The organism is Acinetobacter ursingii DSM 16037 = CIP 107286, assembly GCF_000368825.1.
GTDB lineage: Bacteria > Pseudomonadota > Gammaproteobacteria > Pseudomonadales > Moraxellaceae > Acinetobacter > Acinetobacter ursingii.
The window spans coordinates 226,658-252,665 of the sequence record NZ_KB849719.1; the positions used below are offsets into that span (position 1 = coordinate 226,658).

Consider the following 26,008-nt stretch of genomic DNA (forward strand, 5'->3'; position numbering starts at 1 on the left):
CCTTAATGGCGTGATGGGGAGAAATCCAATCTGAAGTACGGCTTATCGAGGTAGCAAAGTGCTAATCTTCAATAAGAACTAAACAGGATAAATTTACGCCAAGAATTGTCTGATGACACCAAAATCCTAATCTGTTTATAGGTTGAAATACAGCTTTATTTTTAAACCATTTAATACTTCTGAGCGATCTAGCTGGATGTGGGCCTGAATCGATTCTAATGCAGATTTTACGATGGATAAGCCAAGTCCACTGCCGACAATCTGAGATTGTGTTTCCATCAGTCTAACAAAACGCTGCATGACATGATCATATTGTTCTGGTGCGATACCACGACCACTATCATGAATTTCGACCAAAATACCATCAGATTGTTCAAATAATTTAATGAGAATTTGACCATGTTCAGGACTATATTTAATCGCGTTATCAATCAGATTGAGGAAAATACTTTCCAATGCACTAAGCGTGGCTTGGACTTCTATTTTTTCATTAAAATCATCGATATTGACCTGTACATCAATGTCTTTTTTACGAGCATTGGCAAGCAATTGACCTGTACATTGGCGTATGATTTCAAGTAAATTCAAAGGATACAATGCTTCGCTCGAAAGAGCTTCCTGATGCGCCAGCGTCATGAGTTGATGCACCAGATGTGACATTCTTTTTAAATTTTGTTCCAGATCATCAATATTTTCCTGATAAAAAGGATTGTCTTTTGGTGTTTTAATCAGCAAGGCCGTTTGTAAACTTAAGGCAGTCAGTGGTGTTCTGAGTTCATGTGCTGCATTGGCGATAAATTTTTGCTGTTGTTGTTGGGCATCTTCAATTCTTTTAAATAAATAATTGAGTTCATCAATGGCAGGAGTAATCTCAACAGGCAAGTTCTTAACTTGCACCTCAGATAAATCATTATAATCTCGCTGCGAAAAGGTAGTCTTTAACTCGGCAAGGGGTCTTAAATGATATCGAATCAGAAAGTAAACGCCTAAAATTGCAAAAGGCATAAAAATAAAATAGGGGATCAGCATATTGGATGCCAATTCACGGGCTAAATTTTTTCGTACAAAAACCAACTGGCTAATCTGAATCTGCTTATCGGCAAGTGGCAAAACATAAGCTACAATTTGACCGCGATGGCTATTCTTTCTAATAAATTGGGCATGATCCAAATGACCGACCAGATAGTTATGATTTTTAATTAAAACAGGAAGTTGATCAAGGTCAACAATATCAATAAAAACATCTCTTTCGCCATAGCGACGGTGAGGATCATAGCTCGAAAGTCGAGGTGGAATATTGACGCTGGCAAGAAATTCCGCCATTTCCTCCATTTGTTTATCAATCACCTCCTGTGATTCTTCCAGCGCAATTCGATACGCAGAAACTGCAATCAAAACCAGTAAAATAATACTTAAAACAGAAATACTCCAAGTCATTCGAGAGCTTAGAGGTTGTTTATGATAGAAATGCAGCAGTTTGCTAAAAATCATCTTTCTCCTGTTTTATCGAGTTTCAATACAATATCCTAATCCTCGGACTGTACGAATCAAATCTTTACCCAACTTCTGCCGTAGTTTATGGATATGGACTTCAATGGTATTACTATTCAGTTCTACATCCCAGTCATAAAGTTTTTGCTCAAGTGTCTGACGAGAAAAGATCTGATTAGGATACATCATGAGAGGCTCGAGAACTGCCCATTCTTTGGCAGAAAGCTCAACAATATGACCTTGTTTTAATACTTTACGCGTGTTGGGAAACATTTGAGTATCTCCGACTTCAAAGCAGATTTCCTCAATCGTCGAAAATTTACCTCTACGCAGAACTGATTCAATCCTGGCGACCAACTCATCAAAATCGTAAGGTTTTACAATATAATCATCTGCACCGAGTCTAAGCCCTTGAATTTTATCTCGGCTTTGATCTCGTGCACTGATAATAATGACCCCTAATTGTTTTAAATCAGATTTTTGACGAATATGTTTAAGAACTTCCAAACCTTCTAATTCAGGTAGACCTAGATCAAGTAAAACCAGATGATAAACATGATTAAAAAGTAAATCTAAAGCTTCGAGTCCTGTCTTGGCCCAATCGACATTAAATTTTTCATGTTTTAGTAATCGGAAAGTTGATTTACCAATCATGCGGTCATCTTCGATATAGAGTATTTTTATCATGAAGCACCTGTATGAAGATTAAATTCTAACAAAGAGGCAAGGCGAGCACACTTTAGATCAAAATATTGCAATTATAACTCGGCCCATTTACGCATGAGATTATGGTACAAGTTAGTAAGTTTGATCACTTCCTGATGTTTATCGCCTAATTGCATCCGTAAATTTTGGATGGTTTGATCCAGATTAAATAACATATAACGTTCTGCATCATCTCGTACCATACTTTGCACCCAAAAAAATGAAGCAATACGACAGCCAGAAGTCACGGCAGTCACTTCATGCAAGCTGGTCGATGGATACAAGATCATATCGCCTGCCGGTAATTTGACTTCATGATAGCCATAAGTGTCTTCAACCACCAAATCGCCACCTTCATATTCTTCGGGTTCACTTAAAAAAACCGTACAGGATAAATCCGTTCTTAGACGTTCATTTGTTCCTCGAATGCGTCGAATCGAATTATCGACATGAAAACCAAAGGCTTCATTATTTTCATAGCGATTAAAGAGGGGAGGAATAATATCCAGAGGAACCGCAGCAGATAAAAATAAAGGGTGTTGCCCAAGCGACTCTAAAATAATATTACTTAAATGATGCGTTAAAGGGTGGTCTTCTGGAAGTTGCTGATTTTGTTTGACCGTGGCTGAAAGTGTTCCTGCGGTCACTTTTCCATCGACCCACTCAATTTTATTCATTTCTTCACGAAAATATTGAACTTGCTCTTTGCTTAAGACATTTGGAATATGATGAATCATTGTGATACCTATCAGATGATCAATTGATCATAAATAAAAAATAAAATAGCCTCAGGATGAGGCTATTTTATCTTAAATCCCATAATTAAAATATGGGATTAGTACTTAAAGTTTAATGCAACAACAGCACTGCGGCCTTCTGCTTCAGTAGCAAAGTGAGATGCATAAGCTTTAGTGAAATAGCGTGTATCAGATAGATTATTTACATTCAACTGTAAGTTGATATTTTTGTTCACATCGTAGCGAACCATGGCATCATAACGCACATAACCCGGTACCCATTTTGTATTGGCAGCGTTGCCGTAGACTTTATCCATCGCAATTGCACCTGCGCCTAAAGTCAACTGCGGTAACACTTTATAAGTTGTCCACAGTGTTGAGCTGTTGGTCGGAACGTTTGGAAGATCCTTACCTTTAGCTGGATTGTTTGGAGAACATACACCAGTACGTGAGCAAGATGGTCCTGGATCAGTTTGTTCACTATCTAAGTAAGTATAGCCCGCTGATACCGCCCATTTATCCGTAATATTTCCGTTTAGACCTAGCTCAATACCGTCAACCTTACTTTCCCCGCCATTGGTATAAGTGGTTGAATCGATTTGAATACGTGTATTTTGCTTTTCTGTACGGAAAATGGCAGCCGTTAGATTGAGTTTATCGTTGAAAAGATCCCACTTCGTACCCACTTCAAAGGTACGTGCTTTTTCTGGATCTAGATCCTGATTGTTCGCATTGACTGCTGTTTCAGAACCATCGCCAGCATCGGCACCTACAGGGTTGGCAGAAGTTGCATAGCTTGCATAGATTGCGCCGTTTTCCGTTGGTTTAAATGTTAGACCTGCTTGATAACTAAAGAAATCAGTATTGTTCTCTAATTTAGCACCAGTGGTATTGGTTTTTAGTTCAGTATCAAACTTGTCCCAACGTACACCGAGGTCTAACAACCATTGTGGGTTAAATTCAATATTATCCAATAAATAGATAGAGGTCGTTTCAGATGTAGTCGTGGTTACGGCTTTGTTGGCCGTAATAGTTCCGAGGAAACGATCACTTGAATTAGGATTGAAAGTCGATGTACACCAGCCATTAGAAGCGACCAAACCTAAGCTACATGCACCGTTTGCAACAGCGCCAGTAATTGATTTTGTATTTGGATCGGTAATGGTATAGCTACCTTTATCTGACTCTGCTTTACTATATTCAGCGCCAACATTGAAATTGTGTTTCAATGTACCAGTATTAAATTTACCCGCTAAAGATAATTGATCAGAAAAAGTATCAGTATCTGTAATTCGGCTGTTTGCACGACGCCAGATACCTGTATCTTTTAATTCACCAGTCGTTGTATTAATAAAATTACCCTGACTATCATCTGGTTGAGTCCATACATAGTCATTTTTAGATTTGTTGTAAACAGCGGTATTACTGATTGTAATATTGTCAGTCAAATCATGTTCAAGTTTGATGGTACCAATTTGATTTTCCTGTTTTTGAAAATCGCGGTCTTTCCAGCCGTAATAAATACCCTGTTTAACATCAATTGGCTTTCCAGAACCAGCAGCATAATTATTTGGATTGTTATAAGGAACACCAGAGTCAGGAGTATCATCCGTTCTTAAATAATAGTAACTTAAAGTGGCACGAGTAGCACTGTCCAGACCGAACGTGATACTTGGTGCAATACCCGCACGTTTATATTCTGTGCCATCACTTTGTCCGGCTTTGTCATTTTCATGGCCCATAACTGCAACACGAGCAGCAATGCCATTACCAAAGTCTTTATTCGCATCTAGAGTAATACGATGATAATCATCTGTACCATTTTGAATAGAACCTTCTAAAGAGTCGCCTTTCTTGGCTACTTTAGAAATCATATTGATGCTACCACCGACTGAACCTGCACCGCCCATTGACGATGAAGAACCTTTGGTGACTTCAACTTGTTCGATTGCAAACATTTCACGGTTTTGTGAAGTAGAGTTACGCATGCCATCGATATACATTGAACTTTCAGAGCTATAACCACGAATAAATGGACGATCACCATTTGGGTTACCGCCTTCACCTGCACCTAATGTAATCCCGGGTACAGTACGTAACGCATCGCTCAACGTTGTAACATTTGTATCTTCAATCAATTGTTGAGAAATAATCGCAACAGATTTTGGCGTATCAAGTAAAGGAGCAACAAATTTTGCATTTGCAGAATGATCAACTTTTAAAGATTCTTGTTGTGTTGCTGTTGCTGCACTTTGGATAGTTGGAAGTTGAGTCACATTGTCTTGTGCAAATGTAGGTACAGCAACCACCGATAATGAAGAAGCAATTGCAGATGAAACAATTTTCTTTCGCGTTTTGATAAAAGCCATTGTTGCCCCAATAGTTAATAGTCAATAATAAACAGTATGCGAATAGTAATGATTCTTAATTATAGATACAATCTATTTACATTGTTATTTTCGATAACTTTGTAGAAAAAGATAATATTTTTAAATATTTTAAGCTTAATAATAATGATTATTAGTAGTGATTAATTTTGTTTTTTCTCCATGCATTCTTCACATTTTATCTGTATAAAAACAGAAAAAGATTTAATAGATATATTTCTGGTTTTAGAAATATCAAGGATATCCTTTTCGATATTATCATTGTCTAATAAATAGGTTTTTTCACATTCTTCACAATATAATCGAATAGAACCATTTTGTTTTTTTATTGAATAGTAAGCCTGTTGATCTCCTATTTTAAAGCGTTGTATCACGCCTGCCATTTCCAAAGCTCTGAGTGAAGAGTATATAGTTGATATATAAACATTTTTACTATTTTTTTGAGCAACTTTTCTCTCAATTTCATAAGCGGTTATTTCTTTATCTGCCTCAATTAATGTCTGTACGACATGAATTCTAGGTAAAGTAGCGCGCATTTTTGCTTTTTTTAAGATATTTAAAACAACTTCTTCCAAGTTATTACTTTCCATGATAACTCTATTAACACATGTGAAAAGTGGTATTTTAACAATTAGTATAAAGAATGCCTATGTTTTGGAGTTAAAAATAAAAAAATAAAAGCTTAAGTAAGTCTTAAGAATTAATTTGTATAATATTTTTAATCTTCAAATAAAAATAAAATTATGTAGAAATTGTGAAGATACTTATCGAGAATAAAATATCTGTTTAATCGAATTTTGAGAAGTAGAAATCATATTTAATTTAAATTGGGTAATGGTTTAAGTTATGTGTTAAAGAAATTCAAGTAAAGATCTGATTATATATTTTATAAAGTGATTTTGATTGCAATGTCTTCTAGTCAGAAAGTCAGACAAGTACTTTGAAATTTTCCAAAAACTTAAGTTTTAGTTGAAATTAGAAATCCTAACTTTTTGAAGATCAAAATTTCTAGATATATTTTTTCAATACTTCCAAAAATTTTTCGAGTTCCTGTTCATTGTATTGATTTTCCTCTAGTACGTGGTTTTTTAAATGTTGCTCTACCAATTCATTCATCAAACCATTGATCGCGCCACGGATGGCAGCCACTTGCTGTAATACGTCAAGACATGAAACATCTTCATTGCTCATGGCGCTATGTATAGCATTCATTTGTCCTTGTACACGCTTAATACGATTTAAGATTTTGCGGTTGTCATGCAGATGGCTCATAGACGGACTCAAATAATTTAAATATACTCTGGGGGAGTATATTGGATTTCTAAAAAAATGACGAATAATATTTTATTAGATCAACATCATCATCAATTTGATAAAGGCAATCCATTAGCACAAAAGAAAATTCTCTGGGCGACCATCCTGACAGGTGTCATGATGATTGCTGAAATTTCTGGCGGTATGATATTTAACTCAATGGCCTTATTGGCAGATGGCTGGCATATGAGTTCCCATATGGTGGCACTTGGTCTGGCTTATCTTGCATATCGCGCGGCACGTTATTATTCAGCCGATTCCAGATTTTGTTTTGGAAGCTGGAAAATTGAAGTTTTGGCAGGTTATAGCAGTGCCATATTATTGATGGTCGTTGCGATCGTGATGGGTTTTAGTTCGATCGAAAGGTTATTCAATCCTGTAATCATTTACTATAACGACGCCATCGGGATTGCCATGGTGGGTTTAATGGTGAATTTAGTCTGTGCTTGGTTATTACATGACGATCATTCACATCATCACCATTCACATCATCATTCAGAACATGAACATTCTCATGGACATGATCATCAGGATTTAAACCAAAAAGCTGCTTTTATCCATGTGGTGGCTGATGCTGCCACTTCAGTACTTGCCATTATTGCATTATTCGCAGGTAAATATTTTGGATGGAATTTCTTGGATGCTGTATTAGGAATTATCGGAGCAATGCTTGTAGCAAAATGGTCATGGGGTTTGATCCGACAGACTGGAAAAATTCTTCTGGATGCTGAAATGCAAGAACCTGTTGTAGAGGAAATTAAGCAAGTCATTGAACAATTTGATAGCATGATCAAGCTGATGGATTTACATGTCTGGCAAGTAGGTAAAGGGAAGTTTGCCTGTATTTTATCATTACAAACAAGCAATCAGTTTTTAACGCCTCAAGCTATCAAACAGGCTTTATCCATTCATGAAGAAATTGTACATGCCAGTATCGAGATCAATCTTATACATTAAGATGATTTAGAACCGATTTTAAATCCCAAAAAAGTAGTAATGTAGTCAAGCTATTGAATTGATCTATTATTTCATTGATTTTAAATATATTGATTTTAAAAATTTAAACTTTTTACCCAATTTTAATTTTGTCTAGAAGAGGGGTAGCAGTCCATATTGAGTGGATGAGCGCAGTAAAAATGATCTGCAATTTTTATATGACACAGCTTCAATCTAAAATGACTCAACAGACAAAAATATTGAAACGAAGCGGAGTTTCAAGTTAAGGTGAAATTACTGACATATAATGACAATAAGCGGGATTGCCATGTTTGTTTTTGAAGAGGTTTTTAAAGAAAAGAGATTATCGCTTTCTCAAGGCTTGGATTTAAGATTGCAGCGTGCATTGAGTTGGGTAAAGCAAGCAGGTCAATTACAGCATGAACTCGAAGCAAAACTACTTTATCACTCGATCGCCCTTAATGCGCTTTATCTAAACGATATCGAATTAACCTATTCACAGCGTTTACAGCAGCTCTCATTTTTTCTGAAACGATTAGTCGATTTAGATCACGAAGCTAAGATTATGCGTAATCTCACTTCAAAATTAGATGCGACTATGCAAATATTTTTGGATAGTCCTTATTTATCTTATCATTTCTGGCTATTTCAGCATCAAAAACTGAATGAAACACAATGGCAAGAGCATCGATTGAATGAAAGAACTCAACTGAAAAATGCCATACATGTCGCTAACTATGCAGAAATTTTAAATTTCATTTTTGCACGTATTTCGATGTTACAGATGCAAATGAGTTTAGGTGGTTTGGTCAATCAAAGTCAGGTTTTTCGTCAATTGATCGATGCTGCTTGCCAAATATTGACCACGTTATTGCCTGTTTTTATGCATATTATGTTGGAACATACGCAAGACTTCGATGCTGATAAACAGTTTTTTCCAGTTGTTCAGTTTTCCTAAGTTCAAACAAGTTGCTTTTTTTGATGGAAATACATTCGATCAATCAGTGCAAATAATGCAGCAAGTAATGTGAGTGCTAATCCAGCGCTACAGGTCATGACCCAGCCGCCATGTCGCCATGCAAAGATTCCAATCGCTGAGCCGCTGGCTGCACCCGCAAAATATAAGGTCATGTAAATCGCATTTAAGCGTGATTTTGCATCGGGGCGTAGATTAAAAATAATGTTCTGATTACTGGTATGAATTAGCGCCAATCCCCAGTTAATCAAACCAAAACCGATCACATAAAACATAAGTGAGACTTTGGCAAAGAAAAAAGATGTCCAACTGATGAGCAGTAATCCACAACCCGCCCAAGTCAGAACAAGTGTATAACCACGATCAGCCAGTTTCCCTGCATAAGAAGTAGACAATGCACCAAAAACACCAATTAGACTGATAATACCAATCATAAAGTCTTTTAAGTGAAAGGGTGGTGAGGATAATAAAAGTGCCATAGTCGAAAATAAAGTACTCATTGAAGCAAAGGCGCAAGCACCGACCAACGCACGTAAGATCAAACGCTTTTCTTCAAATAGTAAATGGCGCATAGAATTGAAAATTTGCGCATAATTTAACTGAAAACGCATCACATAAGGCAATCGACCTTTAAGTAAATAGGCGGTGAAAAACATGAATGCTGCGCTGAGTAAATAAATGACCTTCCAGTGAAATAAATTGGATAATAAACCTGCCAAACTGGTGGAAAGCAGAATGCCGACCAATAAGCCACTCATTAAAAAGCCGACCACTTCCCCTATTTTTTCAGGTTTCACTGCCATAGTGGCTAACGGAATCAGTACCTGTGCAGTAACCGAAAAAAGCCCGGTCATAACTGTTCCAATCCATAACATCGGCAGGTTGATTGCAAAGCCACATAGCAATAAGCCAATGCCGGCAAGAAACATCAATAAAGGAATAAATTTGGTTTTATTGACCACATCACCTAAAGGAACAATAAACAACAAACCAAGTGCATAAGAAACTTGAGCGAAGGTTACGGTAAGTGCTGCTTGAGCTTCTGGTACGCCAAAGTCAGTCTGTATCGAGTGAATTAAAGGCTGACAATAATAATTTGCTCCTGCACACAGACCACAGGCAATTGCCATCAACCAGAGTAGAGCTTTATTTTGGTTGATGTCAGATGTATGTTGCATTTTTGCTCTCTTATTTAATCTAAGTAGGCGGTTGCTTCAACTTCAAAAAGCATCTCAGATTTTGCAAGTTGTGAAACTGGAATGAGGGTACAGGCTGGAAATTTTTGCTCAGACCAAAATTGCTGCATAATTTCAATCAGAATATGGTGCTTTATTTCATTATGAGCAACGATCAAGACGCGTAACATGGCAATATCTTGAAGTTTTGCACCCACGCAGTCTAAAGCGATTTGTACATTACCAAAAGCTTGTCTGACTTGTTGGGCAAAATCTGCGGAAAGTTCTCCATCTGGGTTTTCACCACCTTGACCCGCAATGTGTATGATACGTCGAAACTGCTGTACTTCAACAATATGGCTATATCCGAATGGCTGTGGATTATACAATGTATCTGGATTGATGATACGAAGATGGTGAGGTGATATGAACATGGCTGATTTTCTCAACTAGATTAACGATGCCATGCTAGTATCAAAGCTCAAGTTAACTTGAGGTCAAGCGTATCATGCAAAATAATCATCTCAAGCAATTTATAAGTATTGGCGAGCTGGCAAAACGTAGCGGTGTGAGTGTCGCAACCTTACGTTTCTATGAAGAAAAGCAATTGATCTGGAGTGTCCGTACCAATGGAAATCAGCGACGTTATCTCAGAGCAATGCTCAGGCGCGTGGCAATTATTAAAATTGCACAAGTGGTTGGCATCCGTTTAGACGAAGTCAAACAAGCTTTTTCAGTGTTGCCTCAGGAGCAAATTGCCTCTAAACAGGATTGGCAAAACATGTCCAAGCTTTGGAAAGAACAACTGGATAACAAAATCTTGACGTTATTACAATTACGGCAACAACTCGATTGGTGCATCGGTTGTGGTTGCTTGTCGATGGATCAATGTCCATTACGCAATCCTGATGATTATCTTGCTCAAGAATCTTCAGGTGCTCATTTTCAACAGGTATTGCTTGCGTTGGATCGGCTGGATCAAACAGAGGTTTAATGTTTCAGTCGATTCTTACTTAAACTGATCATCAGAACTCCAATAATATTAAGAATACATCCTAACCATTGCCATGTATTTAAATGTTCACCTAAAAAAGCAACTGCTAATAAAATGGTGAGAATCGGGCCAATGGAGGCAATCATTGCAGATTGAGATGCGCCCAAACGTTGAATACTTTGCATCAATAATACAGTAGGTAAAACTGTCACAAAGAATCCGAGCCCTAGACCGTACCACCACACACTTAGCGGTAATTGTTGTAACAGTTGGATCGGTCGCGCTGTTTCTATAAAAAAATGCAGTAGTGTTCCTGCACAGGCGACGCTCAAAGCCAGACCCGTAAAGTTCCACGAACCAAATTTTTGAATTAAAGAAGGGGTCATAAGCAAATAAGAGGCAAAAGCCACAGCACTGGCGAAAACCAGACTAACACCCAACCAAAAACCGCCCTGAATTGGTGCAATATTATACTCTTGCAGCATCACCAGAACCGTCCCTCCATAACTCAAAAAAATGGCAAACCAACTTTTTGCATTTATTTTTTGGCGATAGATCAGACTGGAGGCGAGTACAGTGAGGGTAGGATATAAAAATAAAATAATCCGCTCTAAAGAGGCACTGATATACATCAGACCTTTAAAATCCAGCCAACTGGCAAAGTAGTAGCCTAATAGCCCAGCTAAAACCAAAAGCAGCCAGTCTTTCTTGCTGACACCCTGATTATGATGCCGATTCAACCAGCAAATGATCAGGAAAAATGGTAACGCGCTTCCCATGCGTAAAGCCATCAGCACAGTTGCATCGACCAATGGTGAAATGGCATAGGTTTGTTTAATAAAGATTGCTTTGGTACTAAACAGAAATGCAGCACATAGGGCAAATAAAGAGCCGACTTGTGTTGCAGATAAAAAACGTTTCATTGAAAAGCCATGTTGGAGGGCATTGTTTGCCTTAAACTTAAGGCAAAACTGATAAATTGTATATCGGTCGAAATAAAACATGAATCATTAGTTCAAAATATGGGTATTTATTAAATAAATAATGGGTAGCATTTTCCAAAAGTTTGCTTAAAATCCAAAAATTCAACAAGAACACACTCTGGGGGAAACATCGTTTATCACGATGTTTACACTTAAGGAAATTAGCTTGAGGAACGCTCATGCAGATCGGAATCCCAACTGAAACAGTCGCGGGTGAACATCGTGTCGCCGCGACACCTGAGACAGTAAAGAAGTTGATTGGCGCTGGCCACAACGTAGTCATTGAACGTGGGGCAGGGGTAAAAGCTGCTTATATCGACAGTGCCTATGAGCAGGTTGGTGCGACCATTCAGGATGATGCCTATCAGGGCAGCCAATTGATTTTGAAAGTTCGCGCGCCACAAAGCGACGAAATTCAAAAACTTTCAGCCAATACCACTGTTGTGGCAATGTTTGACCCATATCGTAATCCTGATTTAGATCAGTTTGCGAGTCAAAACGTGTCTGCATTTGCGTTAGAGCTATTACCGCGTACCTTATCTCGTGCCCAAAATATGGACGTTTTATCTTCTCAAGCCAACTTGGCGGGATATAAATCTGTGTTATTGGCTGCGGCTGAATATCAACGTATGTTCCCAATGCTGATGACTGCTGCGGGTACAGTAAAACCTGCGCGCGTGGTGATTATGGGGGTGGGTGTAGCAGGTCTTCAGGCCATTGCAACTGCAAAACGTCTGGGTGCTGTAGTTGAAGCCACTGATTTGCGTCCGACTGCCAAAGAACAAGTAGAGTCTTTGGGTGGTAAATGGTTAGACGTACCAATGTCGCCAGAAGAACAAGCCCGTGCAGATGAAGCAGCTAAAAATGGTTACGGTTGGACACCGGGTGAACAGTACATCAAAGACCAAGCAGCAATCGTGGATAAAGCGGTTTCCAATGCCGATATCGTGATTACCACTGCACTCTTGCCAGGTCGTAATGCGCCGCGTCTCATCAAAGCTGAAACCGTGGCTAAAATGAAACCGGGTTCGGTCATTTTGGATATGGCAGTTGAAACTGGTGGAAATGTAGAGGGCTCTAAAGTCGGTGAAACGGTATTTACTGAAAATGGTGTGAAAATTTTGGGTGTTCCGAATATTCCATCGACACTTTCGACCGAAGCTTCTGCACTTTATGCACGTAATGTTTTTAACTTTGTTGAGACATTATTTGATGCCGACAAGAATTTCTCGATTAATCCAGAAGAAGAAATTCAAAAAGCCCTATTGGTCACTCATGGCGGTCAAGTACTGCTGAAACGTGGTTAAGGAGATCTCTCATGGTTGAAACGATTACAATTTTCGTGCTTGCCATCTTCGTAGGTTATTACGTGGTTTGGGGCGTGACACCTGCATTGCATACGCCACTCATGGCCGTGACCAATGCCTTATCTTCGATCATTATCGTGGGTGCGATGATTCAGACGGTGGGTCTGCCAATGATTGGGGTTGAGGGAAATGTGGATTTCCAATCTATTAATGTCGTGAGTGTGCTTGGCGCAATTGCCGTGTTCTTGGCCAGTATTAACATTTTTGGTGGTTTCGCAGTGACTGCGCGCATGCTGGAAATGTTTAAGCCGAAGCAGAAGAAATAAGAGGACTGAAACATGGAATTTATTCGAGACAATGCGGGTTGGTTCTACCTGATTGGTGCAGTTCTTTTTATTTTGACTTTGCGTGGTTTGTCTAGCCCAAAAACAGCGATCTCAGGTAATCGTTACGGCATGGTCGGTATGGCCATTGCTGTATTGACCACGTTTTTTGTGGCTGATCATCCTGTAGTCTGGATGATTGTGGGTGCAATGGTACTGGGTGCAGTGGTTGGTATTAGCCGTGCACGTACTGTTCCAATGACCCAAATGCCTGAAACGGTTGCTTTAATGCACTCTTTAGTTGGTTTGGCTGCGGTTCTAATTGCGATTGCTGCAATTTTACACAACAATCAATTGACTGCATTATTTGCACAAAATGAAGCGGCGTTAACTACTGCGGGTGTTCAACATGCCCACATGAGTAAAGTACATTTATTCGAATTGTTTGTCGGTTGTTTCGTTGGTGCGATTACCTTTACAGCTTCTGTATTTGCCTATGGTAAATTGGCAGCCAAGAAATGGGCGAAAACCATTTCTGGTTCATGGGTAAAACCTGTTCAAGCCTTGATTTTTATTGCAATGTTGGCGTGTGGAATTTATTTCTTTACGACAGGCAACATGGCTGCATTCTGGTCAATGACCATTCTTGCACTAGCGTTTGGTTGGGTGTGGATTGCCCCTGTCGGTGGCGGTGATATGCCAGTTGTGGTGTCACTGTTAAACTCATTCTCTGGCTGGGCTGCTGCGGGTATTGGTTTCACGCTTGAAAACAATATGTTGATTGTAGCGGGTTCATTGGTGGGTTCATCAGGTGCAATTCTGTCTTACATCATGTGTAAAGCGATGAACCGTAGCATCATCAATGTATTGTTTGGTGGTGCGATGGGTGGGGCTGCGGTTGCAAGTGCTGCTAAAGGCGAACAAGTTCAGCGTAACTACCGTTCAGGTTCAGCCGATGATGCAGGCTTCTTGATGTCAAATGCGGATAGCGTGGTGATTGTACCAGGTTATGGTATGGCTCAGGGTCGTGCACAAAATGCAGTGAAAGAGTTGTGTGAAATCCTGAAAGAACAAGGTGTAAAAGTTCGTTTTGCGATTCACCCTGTTGCAGGTCGTATGCCGGGTCACATGAACGTACTTTTGGCAGAAGCTGACGTTGCTTATGAAGATATTTTGGAAATGGATGAGATTAACTCGGACTTTCCAGCAACTGATGTGGTGTTAGTGATCGGTGCGAATGACGTAGTCAACCCTGCTGCAAAAGATGATCCAAGCTCTCCAATTTATGGTATGCCAATTTTGGAAGCACATAAAGCACGTACGATTATGGTGATCAAGCGTTCTATGGCAACGGGTTATGCGGGTCTGGACAATGACTTGTTCTATAACGAAAAAACCATGATGGTGTTTGGTGATGCCAAGAAAGTGGTAGAAGATATGACTAAAGCTGTGAATGGTGGTGGTCACTAATCTGACTCGATATTAAAAACCACCTTCGGGTGGTTTTTTTATGCTTTAGCTGATCAATAACAAGGATCTGGTTACGAAGATTGCTTCAAGCATCAATATTCATGTTCGGATATCGGTTAATTTGCTTTTTATTTTGCTTCTTTCATCCTTGTTTTAAACTCTCTTTATATTTTTAATTTTCTGTGTTTCACAATCTTGTTTAGACAAAGCCATAAAGATGCTAATACTAAATCTGATCTTTTTAGACTAAATGTTGTTACAAAAACAAATTTTTGTGACATTGGTTTTTTATAAAACACCCTTACAATGTTTATATGATTAATTTTATTAAAACAACGAGATAAGCATGCAAAGTAATAACCCTATTCTAACTCGGGTTGAAACCTACAGCGATGTGGGACATTCCATGACGGTTGCTGGTGCAGTACAAAAATCGATTGCTTTAACATTGGTTGCTGCCATTACAGGTTTGGCTGTATTTTTTTATTGTGCTTTTAGCTTGAATTTTGCATTGGCTTCTGCTGCAACGTGGGTAGGGGCAATCGGTGGTTTGATTCTTGCGCTAGTTGCAACCTTTAAACCGAATACTGCCCAGACTTTGGCGATTCCCTATGCTTTATTTGAAGGCGCATTTTTAGGTGGGATTTCGTTTATGTTTCAGGCGAAATTTCCAGGTGCGCCTTTACAGGCGTTATTGGCCACTTTTGTGACGACATTGGTGATGTTTGGTCTATATAAATTCCAAATTATTCGCGCTACTGAAAAATTTAAAGCTGTGGTCATGTCTGCAACCATTGCAATTGCGATTGTATTTTTGGTGCAACTTGTGATGAGACTAGCATTTGCATCAAGTGTACCGTACATCTTTGAAAGTAATTGGTTAGGGATAGGTTTTGCGGCATTTGTTGCTGTGATTGCCTCGCTTAATCTGATTCTGGATTTTGATTTAATTGAATCTGCGGCTGCGCAGCATGCACCTAAAGCGTTTGAGTGGGTGTGTGGGATTGCATTATTGTCAACCTTAGTCTGGATGTATATTTCATTCTTGCGTTTGATTGGCATTTTGTCGAATGACTAAAAAGTTCATTGGTTTACCAGTCCGTAAAAAAATCGCTCCGAAATGAGCGATTTTTTTATACAGTTTTCTTATGAAAAGGTAAAAAAGATGCATTATGCAATTTCGCAAATGCCAGAAGCTTGGCATTATGCATATAAATTTTTTCAAGTGAGTTACCCATGGCACAAGGATTATTAACTGGTAAACGTTTTTTGATTGCTGGTATTGCAAGCAAATTATCAATTGCTTTTGGTATTGCACAAGCATTGCATCGTGAAGGCGCTGAACTAGCATTTACCTATCCAAATGAAAAATTAAAAAAACGTGTTGATGAGTTTGCTGCGCAATTTGGTTCATCATTAGTCTTTCCTTGTGATGTCGCTGTGGATGCTGAAATTGACAATGCTTTTGTAGAGTTGGCAAAACACTGGGATGGTCTGGATGGGGTGGTGCATTCAATTGGTTTTGCCCCAGCACATACATTAGATGGTGACTTTACCGACGTAACTGATCGTGATGGTTTTCGTATAGCTCATGACATCAGTGCCTATAGCTTCGTGGCGATGGCACGTGCCGCAAAACCTTTGTTAAAGGTGCGTCAAGGCTGTCTATTGACTTTGACTTATCAAGGTTCTGAACGTGTGATGCCAAATTATAATGTCATGGGGATGGCAAAGGCTTCACTTGAAGCGGGTGTGCGTTATTTAGCATCAAGTTTGGGTGCGGATGGTATTCGTGTTAATGCGATTTCAGCAGGACCAATTCGTACTTTGGCGGCATCAGGGATTAAATCATTCCGTAAGATGTTAGATGCCAATGAAAAAATTTCGCCACTAAAACGTAATGTGACCATTGAAGAAGTGGGCAATGCTGCATTATTCCTGTGTTCACCATGGGCTTCAGGGATTACAGGTGAAATTATGTATGTAGATGCTGGCTTTAATACGGTTGGTATGAGTGCATCGATGATGGATGATGAGTAAAAACAAAACCCTTATTCGATAAAAAAATGATGCTGCGGCATCATTTTTTATTTATCAAATAAATTTGACTTAAAACTACCCTAGCAACATACCTATCTAGAACAATGCCATCTAGAACAACGCTATGCCAGCGAATTAACTTTAATACGCCGTAGCATCATAACCGTATTTTGATACACCCCCTTACAACACCGACCTGAAACTCATCCACAGCGAGCAAAAGTGGTGGGAACAAAGGATCATGTCATTCATGTGGAAACATAGGGGCGAATTAAAATTTGCTTTTGTTTACTCCAAATTGAAAAGCCTATGACATCAGATAAAATGTACCAAAATGTCAGTGGAAGTTTCATTTTTCACGCTTCAATCCTATGCTAATAATTGACTCTATTTTGAATAGACTTCTTTCATAAGTCCCTTTTATTTCTACCTGTGGGAGAAAAATAAAGAGGGTTTAAACCATCATGAAAGCAGTCTAATATTTAACACGATTACGACCTTGAGCTTTTGCTTCATATAATTTTTCATCTGCCACTCTAAAAACACGTTTAATATCCTTGGAAGAGTTTGGCCAATAGGCAAGACCAATGGAAATAGTCACTTTCCCGACTTCTGGAATCACTGTATTTTCAATTGCCTCTCGAATACGTTCAGCAATAATAAGACCAGTAGAAGAATCTATCGCTGGTGCTAAAATAATGAACTCCTCGCCACCAATACGACAACATGCATCGATATCTCGTGAATTCTCCTTAATTTTTTCTGCGATAATTTTTAAGACGACATCACCATTTTCATGCCCATAAACATCGTTCACTTTTTTAAAATGATCAATATCAAGTGCAATCACAAAAAAATGTGTTTCAGATTTAATAAACTCATCTAAAAATAATTCCATACCACGACGATTATAAAAACCGGTAAGTGGATCGGTATTGACGTAAAAATTTAACTCAGAAATCTTTTGTTTGAATTGTTGAGAACTTAATAATAAGGACAATTTAAATTTGAGTACTTCATAATACCAAGGATCAATTTCCTTAATTTTATGTTCTGTTGTGGTCGCATTTAAATGGCTTGCCATCTTGGCGAGTTGAGCCAATGGTGCTGAGATTAAATAAGAAATTCGCCATACAATAAAAAAGATAAACACGTAAAAGAACAGCATACCAGCAATAATTTTTACAATAATTGAAGATGCCTGTGCTAAAAGCTCACGCGTGGGCTGTTGAGAAATAACAATCCATTGAGTTGTTGGAATAGATGCAAATCCAGCCAAATTATCTTCACCTGAACCATCTTTGATCTGAATCTTTCCATTTTTTTCTTTCAGCATGGTACTGAGTTCACTATTTTGTGTGTCTAAAGTACCAATCCGTTTTTCATCAGGATGGAAAATAATATGCTGATTACTATCAATGACATACATGTAACTTTTTTTATAACCATATTTCATGGTTAGCAATTCATTCAAAATATTGTCTTTTTTGAGATAAATCGCAGCGCCAATAAACCCTAGATATCGATGATTTTGATCAAAAATAGGTTGAGATAAAAATACAATTAAATTCTTTGTAATGGATGAATAAGGCGGTGTGACCACCGTTGATTGATTTTTGAGTGACATTTCAAAGCCAAGCGTGTGATTTACCACGTTCTTATTGAGTTTTAATTGTTCAGGGGCAAAACTTCGAATATTCCCATTACGATCAGACACAATCACACTATTAAAATAATCAGACTGAAATTTCAACCGATCGACTTCTGCTTGCATGACTTGTTCATTGCCAAAGGATTGACCCAAGAGTTTGGCACTATAGTCCAACTCTTTGAGCATCATTTTGAAATGACTATTAGTTCCTTTGGCAATCTTGGATGCATATTCCATATTGACTGAAAGGGAGTTGTTAATGAGTTGATTTTTTTGAATATAGTAACTTACTAATAATGAAATAATAAACAGACTAATCACGCTAAAAATAGCCAGAAGCAGAATTAACTTTCTTAGATTGAGTTGTAATGAGTGAATTAATTGTTGGAAAATCATGGAATAAAAAAATATCTGACTTTGCATTGTATAGTATATTTTTTGAATGATTTAATCGAATTAAATATTAAAAAAATGGGGTATTTATTCTTGGAATAACCCTACAATTAAAAGCGGTGAGTTATCATAAGCTTAAGATTATTTTACTTTTATCGTTGATTTTTTGGTAAAAATTTGCTAAATGTAAGTGGTGTAATGTTTTCATTTTTATTTTTTATTGTTTTGTTTTTATTCTCCATATTCTAACCATAATAATCACAATTTCCATGAGGCGGACCATGAGTTTACAGTTGTTAGAGCTTGATCAAGCAGATCAGCTAAGTGCTTGCCGCTTATCGCTACTCCTTGGTCTAAAAAGTGAGCATAATCTGATTCAACAGTTTTTAGAATTTGGTAAAAACTTGATCGGGGCTCAAAAGGCAATTTTATGTTTCCATGAAGAAACTTATTTTTGGCATCATGCTGATCAGAAGATTCATGCGGTACTTAAATTACAAAAATGTAATAATGCGCAATTTTTTAAAGATCGAGTTTTTATTGATCAAAAACATCCGCATTATATGGATTTTTCAGCCTATATGAATGAAGGCGGCGTAGAACATCATCGTATTATTGCCGTTAATATTTTAAAAAATAATGAATCGATAGGAATTGCATTATTTTTTGATAATGATGAACAAAGCTTTGATCCAGTTAAAATTTCATTGCTTGCTGAACATGGAATGAATTTTTCGCGTTATCTTGAGCTAAAATATAATCATGAGATTTTGAATGAATTATATGAACAGCAGTGTGCTTTGAATTTTAGTAAAACTAAGTTTTTTTCTATTATTTCACATGATTTGCGTGCGCCGTTTCATGGTTTGCTGGGCTTCTCTGAAGTTTTAGCCAAAGAGCGTGATACTTTAGACGAATCAAGTGTGCAAAATATTGCAGACTATCTATATGAAACGTCACAGTCGACCTACAATCTGTTAGAAAGCCTGTTGGAATGGGCGATGGCAGAAGGTGGTCGCTTTGTCTATCATCCAATTAACTTTAACCTCAAACAAGCAACCTCGATTGTCATTAAGGTCTTAAATACATTGGCGATTAAAAAGAAAATTGCGCTGATTGACGAAATTCCAGAAGATTTAAAAGTATATGCCGACATCAATATGATTACTTCGGTGATCCAAAATCTAGTTTCAAATGCCTTAAAATTTACACGATTAGATGGTTATGGTTTTGTGGCACTTCGTGCCAGTTTTACCAATGATGGTATTGAAATTCAGATCGAAGATAATGGTTTGGGCATGACAGAGTTGCAAATGTCTACCGTTTTCCATCCTCGAATTACGGCAAGTTTAAGAGGAACCGATGGGGAAAAAGGTGCGGGTCTGGGTTTAACGTTATGTAAACGATTTATTGACCTCAATCTTGGAAAAATTTCAGTCAGTTCCAAAGAGGGAGAAGGCACGATATTCAAAGTGGTATTGCCTTGCTCGACGGATGGAACTGGAATGTTGCTTGCTCAAAAAGATAGCGGCGATGTTACTGTTGCATAAATAGATTTCCCTAAATGAACCTGCAACTGTTATAACTATGTTAAATAGAAGTTGCAGGTTTGTTATGAATACTGAGCAGTTGCAAAAAACATTAAGAGCGAGTCAATATGCCGAGCAGGTATTGGGTTTACATCAAACTGCTTTAGAACAAGATTATGCAATCGATCAGTTTCATCATGCACTCACTACTAACGATATTTTTCAGCGTGTTGAACAAGAATTAAAAGACATTCAAGACGAAAGTCAGTGGATGCGCACATTGCGTATCTTACGTGCCAAACTCATGTTCCGCTGGATTTGGCAAGATGCCAATCAACTCACTAATGTGATCACACTTACCCGTGAACTTTCAGATTTTGCAGATGCCTGTATTTGTGCAGCCAAGCAGTTTGCGCTCCCTCCTTTACTTGCCAAGCATGGCGAACCGATTGGTTATGATGGTCAGATTCAAGATTTGATCGTGGTAGGCATGGGGAAATTGGGGGCTCAAGAACTCAATTTGTCCAGTGATATTGATCTGATTTTTGCCTTTGATGAGCAAGGTGAAACCAATGGTCGTAAGTCGATTGATGTTCAGCAGTTTTGTATTTTATGGGGACAAAAACTCATCTATTTGCTCGATCATATCACCGCAGATGGTTTTGTATTTCGGGTTGATATGCGCTTGCGTCCTTGGGGAGATGGTTCCGCTTTAGCAATTAGTCATGTGGCACTAGAAAAATATCTGATTCAGCATGGGCGAGAATGGGAGCGTTATGCGTGGATCAAGGCGCGTATTATTAGTGGTGGAAAATGCGGTGATCATTTATTAGAAATGACGCGACCTTTTGTGTTTCGGCGTTATGTTGACTATTCCGCCTTTGAAGCCATGCGTGAAATGAAAGCTATGATTGAGCGAGAAGTGGCTCGTCGTAATATTGCCGATGACATTAAATTAGGAGCGGGCGGGATCCGTGAAATTGAATTTATTGTGCAGGTTTTTCAGCTCATTTATGGGGGTTCCAAGCGCGAATTGCAGGATCGCCAATGTCTGGTGAGCTTGCATCATCTCGGACAAGTCGGTCTGCTAGATTCGCAGGCAGTCATTGAACTTGAAGATGCTTACTTATTCTTAAGACGTGTTGAACATGCGATACAGGCTTTAAATGATCAGCAAACGCAGATGTTGCCTGTAGAGCCTGATTTGCGACAGCGTATGATTGATACGCTTGGTTATGATTCGTGGAATGCTTTTTTAGCGGTTTTAAATGAAAAACGTGCACGGGTCAGTGATCAGTTTAAAAATCTGATTCAGGAAGAAGTTGCTTCACCAGCAGAAACTGAAACCCAGCTTGAACTGCGCTTAGATGCAGTGCTAGATGATTCAACCAAAAATCTGATTCATGAATTCTGGCATGGTAATGCCTTGAAAAGACTGCCGTCTAAAGCGGTGCAGCGTTTAAAAGATTTTTGGCCGCATTTTATTGAAGCCGTCTTACAGTCGGATAAACCGCAAGTTGCACTGACACGTTTGATGCCTTTAGTTGAGTCGGTGATGCGTCGTACCGTATATCTGATCATGCTGATGGAAAGCCGTGGGGCTATGCAGCGATTGGTCAAAATGGCAACGGTGAGCCCGTGGATTTGTGAAGAATTGACTCAATATCCTGTATTACTTGATGAATTTCTTTCGATGGATTTTGAACTGCCAAAGCGTCAAGATCTCGAAGATTCACTACGTCAACAATTACTACGGATTGAAATTGATCAAGTTGAAGATCAAATGCGGGTACTGCGTTTATTTAAAAAGAGCAATGTACTGACCGTTGCTGCCAGTGATGTTCTAGCTGAAAGTCCGCTGATGAAAGTCTCCGATGCATTGACGGATATTGCAGAAGTGAGTGTGATTGCGACATTGAATCTGGCCTATCAGACGGTGGTGAAACGACATGGTTATCCACTGGATGCAGAGGGGCAGCGCTGTTCAATCGAACATACTGGCTTTGCCGTGATCGGCTATGGCAAGGTCGGTGGAATTGAACTGGGATATGGTTCTGATCTGGATCTGGTTTTTATTCATTATTTTGATGAGCAAGCTGAAACCGATGGACCAAAAGCCATTACCGGGTTTGAGTTTGCTGTTCGCGTTGCCCAAAAGTTTTTATCACTCATGACCACCCAAACGCTGGATGGTCGCGTGTATGAAATTGATACTCGATTGCGTCCTTCTGGCGAAGCTGGGCTATTGGTCACGAGTCTGAAAGCATTTGAACAGTATCAGTTAAAAAGTGCCTGGTTATGGGAGCATCAGGCATTGGTGCGCGCACGTTCTATCGCAGGTGAAATGGATTTAAGAAATAAATTTGCCCACTTGCGTGCACAAATATTAACCCAGCCACGTGACGAAAAATACGTTCAGGAAGAAGTATTAAAAATGCGTCAGAAAATGAAAGACCATTTAGGTTCTTCCTCAGAACAAAAAAAACATGGGATTTTTCATTTAAAACAGGACGCAGGTGGTATCGTTGACATCGAATTTATGGCACAGTATATGGTGCTTGCATGGAGTGGTGCGAATCCTGATCTCGCCCATTTTTCCGACAATGTAAGAATTCTTGAAGATGCTGCTCAAGCAGGCTGCTTATCCAGTGAAGATGCCACAGCATTGATACACGCTTATCTCAGTGAACGAGCCGAGAGCCACCGCTTAGCCCTTGCAAATCAATCCATGCAAGTCAGTGCTGCGGACTGGCGCGATACCCGCGAGGTCGTTTGCAAGTTATGGCAAAGATTAATAGATCCAGTATCAACGGTGGTGCTGGAGAGTGAATGATTGTGTAAAAATTTGGAGTGTGTGCCATGAATTTGGCTGATCGTGATGGTTTTATTTGGCAAGATGGACAATTGGTTGACTGGCGTGATGCGAAAATCCACGTCTTAACTCATACGCTACACTATAGTATGGGTGTCTTTGAAGGTGTCCGTGCCTATGAAACACCTAAAGGCACAGCAATTTTCCGTCTCCAAGACCACACTAAACGTTTGCTGAACTCTGCAAAAATTTATCAAATGAAAGTTCCATTTGATCAGGCGACTCTTGAGCAAGCGCAAATTGATGTAGTGCGTGAAAACAAATTAGCTTCATGCTATTTGCGTCCACTTATTTGGATTGGTTCTGAAAAACTCGGAATTGCCGCGACTAATAACACGATTCATGCCGCAGTTGCAGCATGGGGCTGGGGTGCGTATCTGGGTGAAGAAGCGATGGCGCAAGGTATTCGTGTTAAAACATCTTCGTTTACCCACCATCATCCAAACGTGACCATGTGTAAAGCTAAGGCTTCTGGTAACTATACCTTATCCATTCTCGCTCATCAGGAAGTAGCGCATTCAGGCTATGATGAAGCGATGTTGATGGATCCACAAGGCTATGTGTGCCAAGGTTCTGGTGAAAACGTATTTTTGGTAAAAGATGGTGTGTTACATACCCCTGATATTGCGGGTGGCGCATTGGATGGTATTACTCGTCAAACGATTATTACCATTGCCAAAGATTTGGGTTATGAAGTGGTTGAGCGTCGTATTACCCGTGACGAGTTTTATATTGCAGATGAAGCGTTCTTTACTGGAACTGCGGCTGAAGTTACACCGATCCGTGAATATGATGATCGTCAAATTGGTGAAGGTCGTCGTGGCCCGATCACGACGATTATTCAAAAAACATTCTTTGATGCCGTTCAAGGTAAAAATCCAAAATATGAACACTGGTTAACTTACGTTAAATAATTGAATCAGTTAAGATGAAAGGCGAAACTGATGTTTCGCCTTTTTTGTGCTTGTGATATTGGGAAAATAAAATGCATATCGTATATGTGAGTGATGCAAAGGCGGGACATCGATCACAAGCTTTAGGTTTATATCAAGCCATACATCAGCAAAATCCCAATACCAGTTTTGAAGAAATTCAGCTAGAAAACTTAGCTTTATTGAGTATTTTTAAAGGATTATTTAGCCATCAAGTGAGTGGTATTGCGCAACAGCCTGATTTTATTTTTGGGGTAGGTTCGCATACTCATCTTCGAGTTTGGTTATTGGGAAAAGTTTATCCTCAAGCGAAAACTGTAATCTTGATGAAACCCAGCTTACCTATTCACTGTTTTGACTACGCCATTATTCCTGAACATGATGGTATTGCTGCATCTGATCAAGTAATTGTCACCAAAGGTGCTTTAAATCCAATTGAAAATGAACATCGTCATCAAGCCAATCGGATTTTAATTGCGCTTGGCGGAACTTCAAAACGACATCAATGGAACGAAAATAAAGTTTTAACGGCAATAGAACAGATTGTTCAGCACAATTCACATTGTCAGTTGATCTTGACGACCTCCCGACGAACGCCTGAGCATTTCTTGGATCGTTTAAAAAAACAAGATTATGCGTCGCAATTAGACATTTTCCCTGTAGAACACACTCCACAAGGCTGGATTTTTGAACAAATGCAACTGGCGGAAACGGTTTATGTGACAGAAGATAGTGTTTCGATGATTTTTGAAGCATTGACGGCAGGTTGCCGTGTTGGGGTGATTGCAATGGATCGATTGAAACAGGACCGTATTACACATGTGATTGATGCTCTAATCCTAGATCATATTGTTGGGACACAGACTAAAACTGCTCAACTTCCGCAACAACAGACTTTTAAAGAAGCAGAGCGTGTGGCAACATGTTTATTGAAATCCTATTCAGGTCAATGATGTGATTTATCTCGCTTTAGTTCTTGTTTTGGCAATGATTATATTCAGCTATAAATATGCGTGGTGGAAGCCTGCAATTGATTGGAAGCGACCACGTATTCTGATGTATCACATGGTACGAGAACATATTGATGGAGCGAAATTTAATAAATTACGCGTTCAACCTGCTGAATTTGAAAAACAGGTAGCATGGATGAAAGCGCAAGGTTTTCATTTTGTTACTATGCAGGAGTTACAGCAAAACTGGGGTAAACATCCTGAAAAAACCGTTGCAATTACCTTTGATGATGGTTATCTAGATAATCTGGAAAATGCTTTTCCAATCCTTGAGAAATATCAGGCTAAGGCAACTATTTACGTCGTTGTCGATCGTCATGATAGAGATTGGTCAACTTATAAAAAAGCACATCATAATAGCGGTGAGTTGGCACGAGAACCAAAACTCAGTGATGAACAAATTCTTTTTTTAGCGAAAAGTGGTTTAGTTGAAATCGGTTCACACACTTTGACGCATGCCAATCTCGCGAAACTCACAGATCAGCAATGCCTGGATGAACTAGTGGAGTCCAAACACCAACTTGAACAGATCACTGGTCAAGCAGTAAGTAGTTTTGCTTATCCTTTTGGTATTTACTCTGAACGTGATGTGGAATTGGTGAGACAGGCAAATTATACAAATGCTGTAACTACTGTTGAAGGGATTGATAATGATCAACCTGATTTTTTGCAGCTTCAACGCATTAAAATCAGCGGCAAGGATTCACTATTTGCAGTGAAACTAAGATTGAAACTTGGGAAACGTGGGCTGTAGGAGCTATT

General features: G+C 38.9%; 23 protein-coding genes. 13 read left to right on the forward strand and 10 right to left on the reverse strand.

The genetic code is table 11. From position 1 onward, the window contains the following. Window positions 1-135 precede the first annotated feature (135 nt). The 6 genes from F944_RS16035 to F944_RS16060 form a co-directional block, all read right to left on the reverse strand. Entirely contained in the window at window positions 136-1,491 is a 1,356-nt protein-coding gene (locus F944_RS16035; RefSeq protein WP_004992860.1) for a sensor histidine kinase, read from the reverse strand. Window positions 1,492-1,503: 12 nt separating this feature from the next. Continuing rightward, entirely contained in the window at window positions 1,504-2,178 is a 675-nt protein-coding gene (locus F944_RS16040) for a response regulator transcription factor (protein WP_004992864.1), read from the reverse strand. 71 nt (window positions 2,179-2,249) lie between these two features. Then, window positions 2,250-2,933, reverse strand: a complete 684-nt coding sequence (locus F944_RS16045; protein ID WP_004992868.1) for a Fe2+-dependent dioxygenase — start codon at window positions 2,931-2,933, stop codon at window positions 2,250-2,252. Window positions 2,934-3,031: 98 nt separating this feature from the next. Next, window positions 3,032-5,302, reverse strand: a complete 2,271-nt coding sequence (locus F944_RS16050) for a TonB-dependent receptor (RefSeq protein ID WP_004992869.1) — start codon at window positions 5,300-5,302, stop codon at window positions 3,032-3,034. A gap of 161 nt (window positions 5,303-5,463) precedes the next feature. Further along, window positions 5,464-5,910, reverse strand: coding sequence for a Fur family transcriptional regulator (locus tag F944_RS16055; protein ID WP_004992871.1), 447 nt, complete (start codon window positions 5,908-5,910; stop codon window positions 5,464-5,466). A 418-nt stretch (window positions 5,911-6,328) separates the two neighbouring features. Continuing rightward, window positions 6,329-6,592 (reverse strand): metal/formaldehyde-sensitive transcriptional repressor, encoded by a 264-nt coding sequence (locus tag F944_RS16060; protein ID WP_004992872.1) that lies wholly within the window; start codon window positions 6,590-6,592, stop codon window positions 6,329-6,331. Window positions 6,593-6,649: 57 nt separating this feature from the next. Between F944_RS16060 and dmeF the strand changes: the two genes are divergently transcribed. Further along, on the forward strand, window positions 6,650-7,591 hold the full coding sequence (dmeF, locus tag F944_RS16065) for a CDF family Co(II)/Ni(II) efflux transporter DmeF (RefSeq protein WP_004992874.1): 942 nt from the start codon (window positions 6,650-6,652) through the stop codon (window positions 7,589-7,591). A gap of 307 nt (window positions 7,592-7,898) precedes the next feature. After that, window positions 7,899-8,549 (forward strand): hypothetical protein, encoded by a 651-nt coding sequence (locus F944_RS16070; protein ID WP_004992875.1) that lies wholly within the window; start codon window positions 7,899-7,901, stop codon window positions 8,547-8,549. A 2-nt stretch (window positions 8,550-8,551) separates the two neighbouring features. On the opposite strand, the gene F944_RS16075 is transcribed toward F944_RS16070, so the two are convergent. Together F944_RS16075 and F944_RS16080 are read right to left on the reverse strand one after the other, a co-directional pair. After that, window positions 8,552-9,745 (reverse strand): MFS transporter, encoded by a 1,194-nt coding sequence (locus tag F944_RS16075; RefSeq protein ID WP_004992877.1) that lies wholly within the window; start codon window positions 9,743-9,745, stop codon window positions 8,552-8,554. A 14-nt stretch (window positions 9,746-9,759) separates the two neighbouring features. Further along, the gene (locus F944_RS16080) at window positions 9,760-10,176 is read right to left on the reverse strand and encodes a RidA family protein (RefSeq protein ID WP_004992879.1); all 417 of its coding nucleotides are present in this window, start codon (window positions 10,174-10,176) and stop codon (window positions 9,760-9,762) included. Window positions 10,177-10,250: 74 nt separating this feature from the next. On the opposite strand from F944_RS16080, the gene soxR reads away from it, so the two are divergent. Further along, the gene (soxR, locus tag F944_RS16085) at window positions 10,251-10,736 is read left to right on the forward strand and encodes a redox-sensitive transcriptional activator SoxR (RefSeq protein WP_004992881.1); all 486 of its coding nucleotides are present in this window, start codon (window positions 10,251-10,253) and stop codon (window positions 10,734-10,736) included. On the opposite strand, the gene F944_RS16090 is transcribed toward soxR, so the two are convergent. Then, window positions 10,733-11,659, reverse strand: coding sequence for a DMT family transporter (locus F944_RS16090; RefSeq protein ID WP_010588727.1), 927 nt, complete (start codon window positions 11,657-11,659; stop codon window positions 10,733-10,735). The genes soxR and F944_RS16090 overlap by 4 nt on opposite strands. A gap of 239 nt (window positions 11,660-11,898) precedes the next feature. Between F944_RS16090 and F944_RS16095 the strand changes: the two genes are divergently transcribed. The 5 genes from F944_RS16095 to F944_RS16115 all read left to right on the forward strand — a co-directional run bounded on the left by F944_RS16095 (window position 11,899) and on the right by F944_RS16115 (window position 16,859). Beyond that, window positions 11,899-13,026 carry a Re/Si-specific NAD(P)(+) transhydrogenase subunit alpha gene (locus F944_RS16095; RefSeq protein ID WP_004992889.1) on the forward strand — a complete coding sequence of 376 codons (1,128 nt, stop codon included), beginning with the start codon at window positions 11,899-11,901 and terminating at the stop codon, window positions 13,024-13,026. Between the two features lie 11 nt (window positions 13,027-13,037). Then, on the forward strand, window positions 13,038-13,352 hold the full coding sequence (locus F944_RS16100) for a proton-translocating transhydrogenase family protein (protein WP_004992891.1): 315 nt from the start codon (window positions 13,038-13,040) through the stop codon (window positions 13,350-13,352). Between the two features lie 12 nt (window positions 13,353-13,364). Then, window positions 13,365-14,819 (forward strand): NAD(P)(+) transhydrogenase (Re/Si-specific) subunit beta, encoded by a 1,455-nt coding sequence (locus F944_RS16105; protein WP_004992893.1) that lies wholly within the window; start codon window positions 13,365-13,367, stop codon window positions 14,817-14,819. Between the two features lie 346 nt (window positions 14,820-15,165). Continuing rightward, window positions 15,166-15,897, forward strand: a complete 732-nt coding sequence (locus F944_RS16110; protein ID WP_004992894.1) for a Bax inhibitor-1/YccA family protein — start codon at window positions 15,166-15,168, stop codon at window positions 15,895-15,897. A 158-nt stretch (window positions 15,898-16,055) separates the two neighbouring features. Continuing rightward, entirely contained in the window at window positions 16,056-16,859 is an 804-nt protein-coding gene (locus F944_RS16115) for an enoyl-ACP reductase FabI (protein WP_004992898.1), read from the forward strand. 475 nt (window positions 16,860-17,334) lie between these two features. On the opposite strand, the gene F944_RS16120 is transcribed toward F944_RS16115, so the two are convergent. Further along, entirely contained in the window at window positions 17,335-18,933 is a 1,599-nt protein-coding gene (locus F944_RS16120; protein ID WP_004992900.1) for a sensor domain-containing diguanylate cyclase, read from the reverse strand. A 251-nt stretch (window positions 18,934-19,184) separates the two neighbouring features. Here F944_RS16120 and F944_RS16125 point away from each other — a divergent pair, with 251 nt between their 5' ends. From F944_RS16125 to F944_RS16145, 5 genes are all read left to right on the forward strand, one after another. Continuing rightward, window positions 19,185-20,453, forward strand: coding sequence for a sensor histidine kinase (locus tag F944_RS16125; protein ID WP_004992901.1), 1,269 nt, complete (start codon window positions 19,185-19,187; stop codon window positions 20,451-20,453). 64 nt (window positions 20,454-20,517) lie between these two features. After that, entirely contained in the window at window positions 20,518-23,265 is a 2,748-nt protein-coding gene (gene glnE, locus F944_RS16130) for a bifunctional [glutamate--ammonia ligase]-adenylyl-L-tyrosine phosphorylase/[glutamate--ammonia-ligase] adenylyltransferase (protein WP_004992902.1), read from the forward strand. A gap of 26 nt (window positions 23,266-23,291) precedes the next feature. Then, complete coding sequence (locus F944_RS16135) at window positions 23,292-24,218, forward strand: branched-chain amino acid transaminase (protein ID WP_004992903.1); 927 nt, start codon at window positions 23,292-23,294, stop codon at window positions 24,216-24,218. 71 nt (window positions 24,219-24,289) lie between these two features. Beyond that, window positions 24,290-25,189 carry an ELM1/GtrOC1 family putative glycosyltransferase gene (locus F944_RS16140; protein WP_004992905.1) on the forward strand — a complete coding sequence of 300 codons (900 nt, stop codon included), beginning with the start codon at window positions 24,290-24,292 and terminating at the stop codon, window positions 25,187-25,189. Window positions 25,190-25,223: 34 nt separating this feature from the next. Next, on the forward strand, window positions 25,224-26,000 hold the full coding sequence (locus F944_RS16145; RefSeq protein ID WP_370685028.1) for a polysaccharide deacetylase family protein: 777 nt from the start codon (window positions 25,224-25,226) through the stop codon (window positions 25,998-26,000). Window positions 26,001-26,008: the final 8 nt, after the last annotated feature.

Excerpts from the sequence above, each read along its gene's own strand:
- F944_RS16110 (WP_004992894.1), top strand. The coding sequence starts at position 15,166 with ATGCAAAGTAATAACCCTATTCTAACTCGGGTTGAAACCTACAGCGAT.
- F944_RS16070 (WP_004992875.1), top strand. The coding sequence starts at position 7,899 with ATGTTTGTTTTTGAAGAGGTTTTTAAAGAAAAGAGATTATCGCTTTCT.
- F944_RS16090 (WP_010588727.1), bottom strand. The coding sequence starts at position 11,659 with ATGAAACGTTTTTTATCTGCAACACAAGTCGGCTCTTTATTTGCCCTA.
- F944_RS16145 (WP_370685028.1), top strand. The coding sequence starts at position 25,224 with ATGATTATATTCAGCTATAAATATGCGTGGTGGAAGCCTGCAATTGAT.
- F944_RS16140 (WP_004992905.1), top strand. The coding sequence starts at position 24,290 with ATGCATATCGTATATGTGAGTGATGCAAAGGCGGGACATCGATCACAA.
- F944_RS16095 (WP_004992889.1), top strand. The coding sequence starts at position 11,899 with ATGCAGATCGGAATCCCAACTGAAACAGTCGCGGGTGAACATCGTGTC.
- F944_RS16105 (WP_004992893.1), top strand. The coding sequence starts at position 13,365 with ATGGAATTTATTCGAGACAATGCGGGTTGGTTCTACCTGATTGGTGCA.
- F944_RS16100 (WP_004992891.1), top strand. The coding sequence starts at position 13,038 with ATGGTTGAAACGATTACAATTTTCGTGCTTGCCATCTTCGTAGGTTAT.
- F944_RS16120 (WP_004992900.1), bottom strand. The coding sequence starts at position 18,933 with ATGCAAAGTCAGATATTTTTTTATTCCATGATTTTCCAACAATTAATT.
- F944_RS16135 (WP_004992903.1), top strand. The coding sequence starts at position 23,292 with ATGAATTTGGCTGATCGTGATGGTTTTATTTGGCAAGATGGACAATTG.
- F944_RS16080 (WP_004992879.1), bottom strand. The coding sequence starts at position 10,176 with ATGTTCATATCACCTCACCATCTTCGTATCATCAATCCAGATACATTG.
- F944_RS16075 (WP_004992877.1), bottom strand. The coding sequence starts at position 9,745 with ATGCAACATACATCTGACATCAACCAAAATAAAGCTCTACTCTGGTTG.
- F944_RS16050 (WP_004992869.1), bottom strand. The coding sequence starts at position 5,302 with ATGGCTTTTATCAAAACGCGAAAGAAAATTGTTTCATCTGCAATTGCT.
- F944_RS16045 (WP_004992868.1), bottom strand. The coding sequence starts at position 2,933 with ATGATTCATCATATTCCAAATGTCTTAAGCAAAGAGCAAGTTCAATAT.
- F944_RS16115 (WP_004992898.1), top strand. The coding sequence starts at position 16,056 with ATGGCACAAGGATTATTAACTGGTAAACGTTTTTTGATTGCTGGTATT.
- F944_RS16055 (WP_004992871.1), bottom strand. The coding sequence starts at position 5,910 with ATGGAAAGTAATAACTTGGAAGAAGTTGTTTTAAATATCTTAAAAAAA.
- F944_RS16040 (WP_004992864.1), bottom strand. The coding sequence starts at position 2,178 with ATGATAAAAATACTCTATATCGAAGATGACCGCATGATTGGTAAATCA.
- F944_RS16125 (WP_004992901.1), top strand. The coding sequence starts at position 19,185 with ATGAGTTTACAGTTGTTAGAGCTTGATCAAGCAGATCAGCTAAGTGCT.
- F944_RS16035 (WP_004992860.1), bottom strand. The coding sequence starts at position 1,491 with ATGATTTTTAGCAAACTGCTGCATTTCTATCATAAACAACCTCTAAGC.
- glnE (WP_004992902.1), top strand. The coding sequence starts at position 20,518 with ATGAATACTGAGCAGTTGCAAAAAACATTAAGAGCGAGTCAATATGCC.
- dmeF (WP_004992874.1), top strand. The coding sequence starts at position 6,650 with ATGACGAATAATATTTTATTAGATCAACATCATCATCAATTTGATAAA.
- F944_RS16060 (WP_004992872.1), bottom strand. The coding sequence starts at position 6,592 with ATGAGCCATCTGCATGACAACCGCAAAATCTTAAATCGTATTAAGCGT.
- soxR (WP_004992881.1), top strand. The coding sequence starts at position 10,251 with ATGCAAAATAATCATCTCAAGCAATTTATAAGTATTGGCGAGCTGGCA.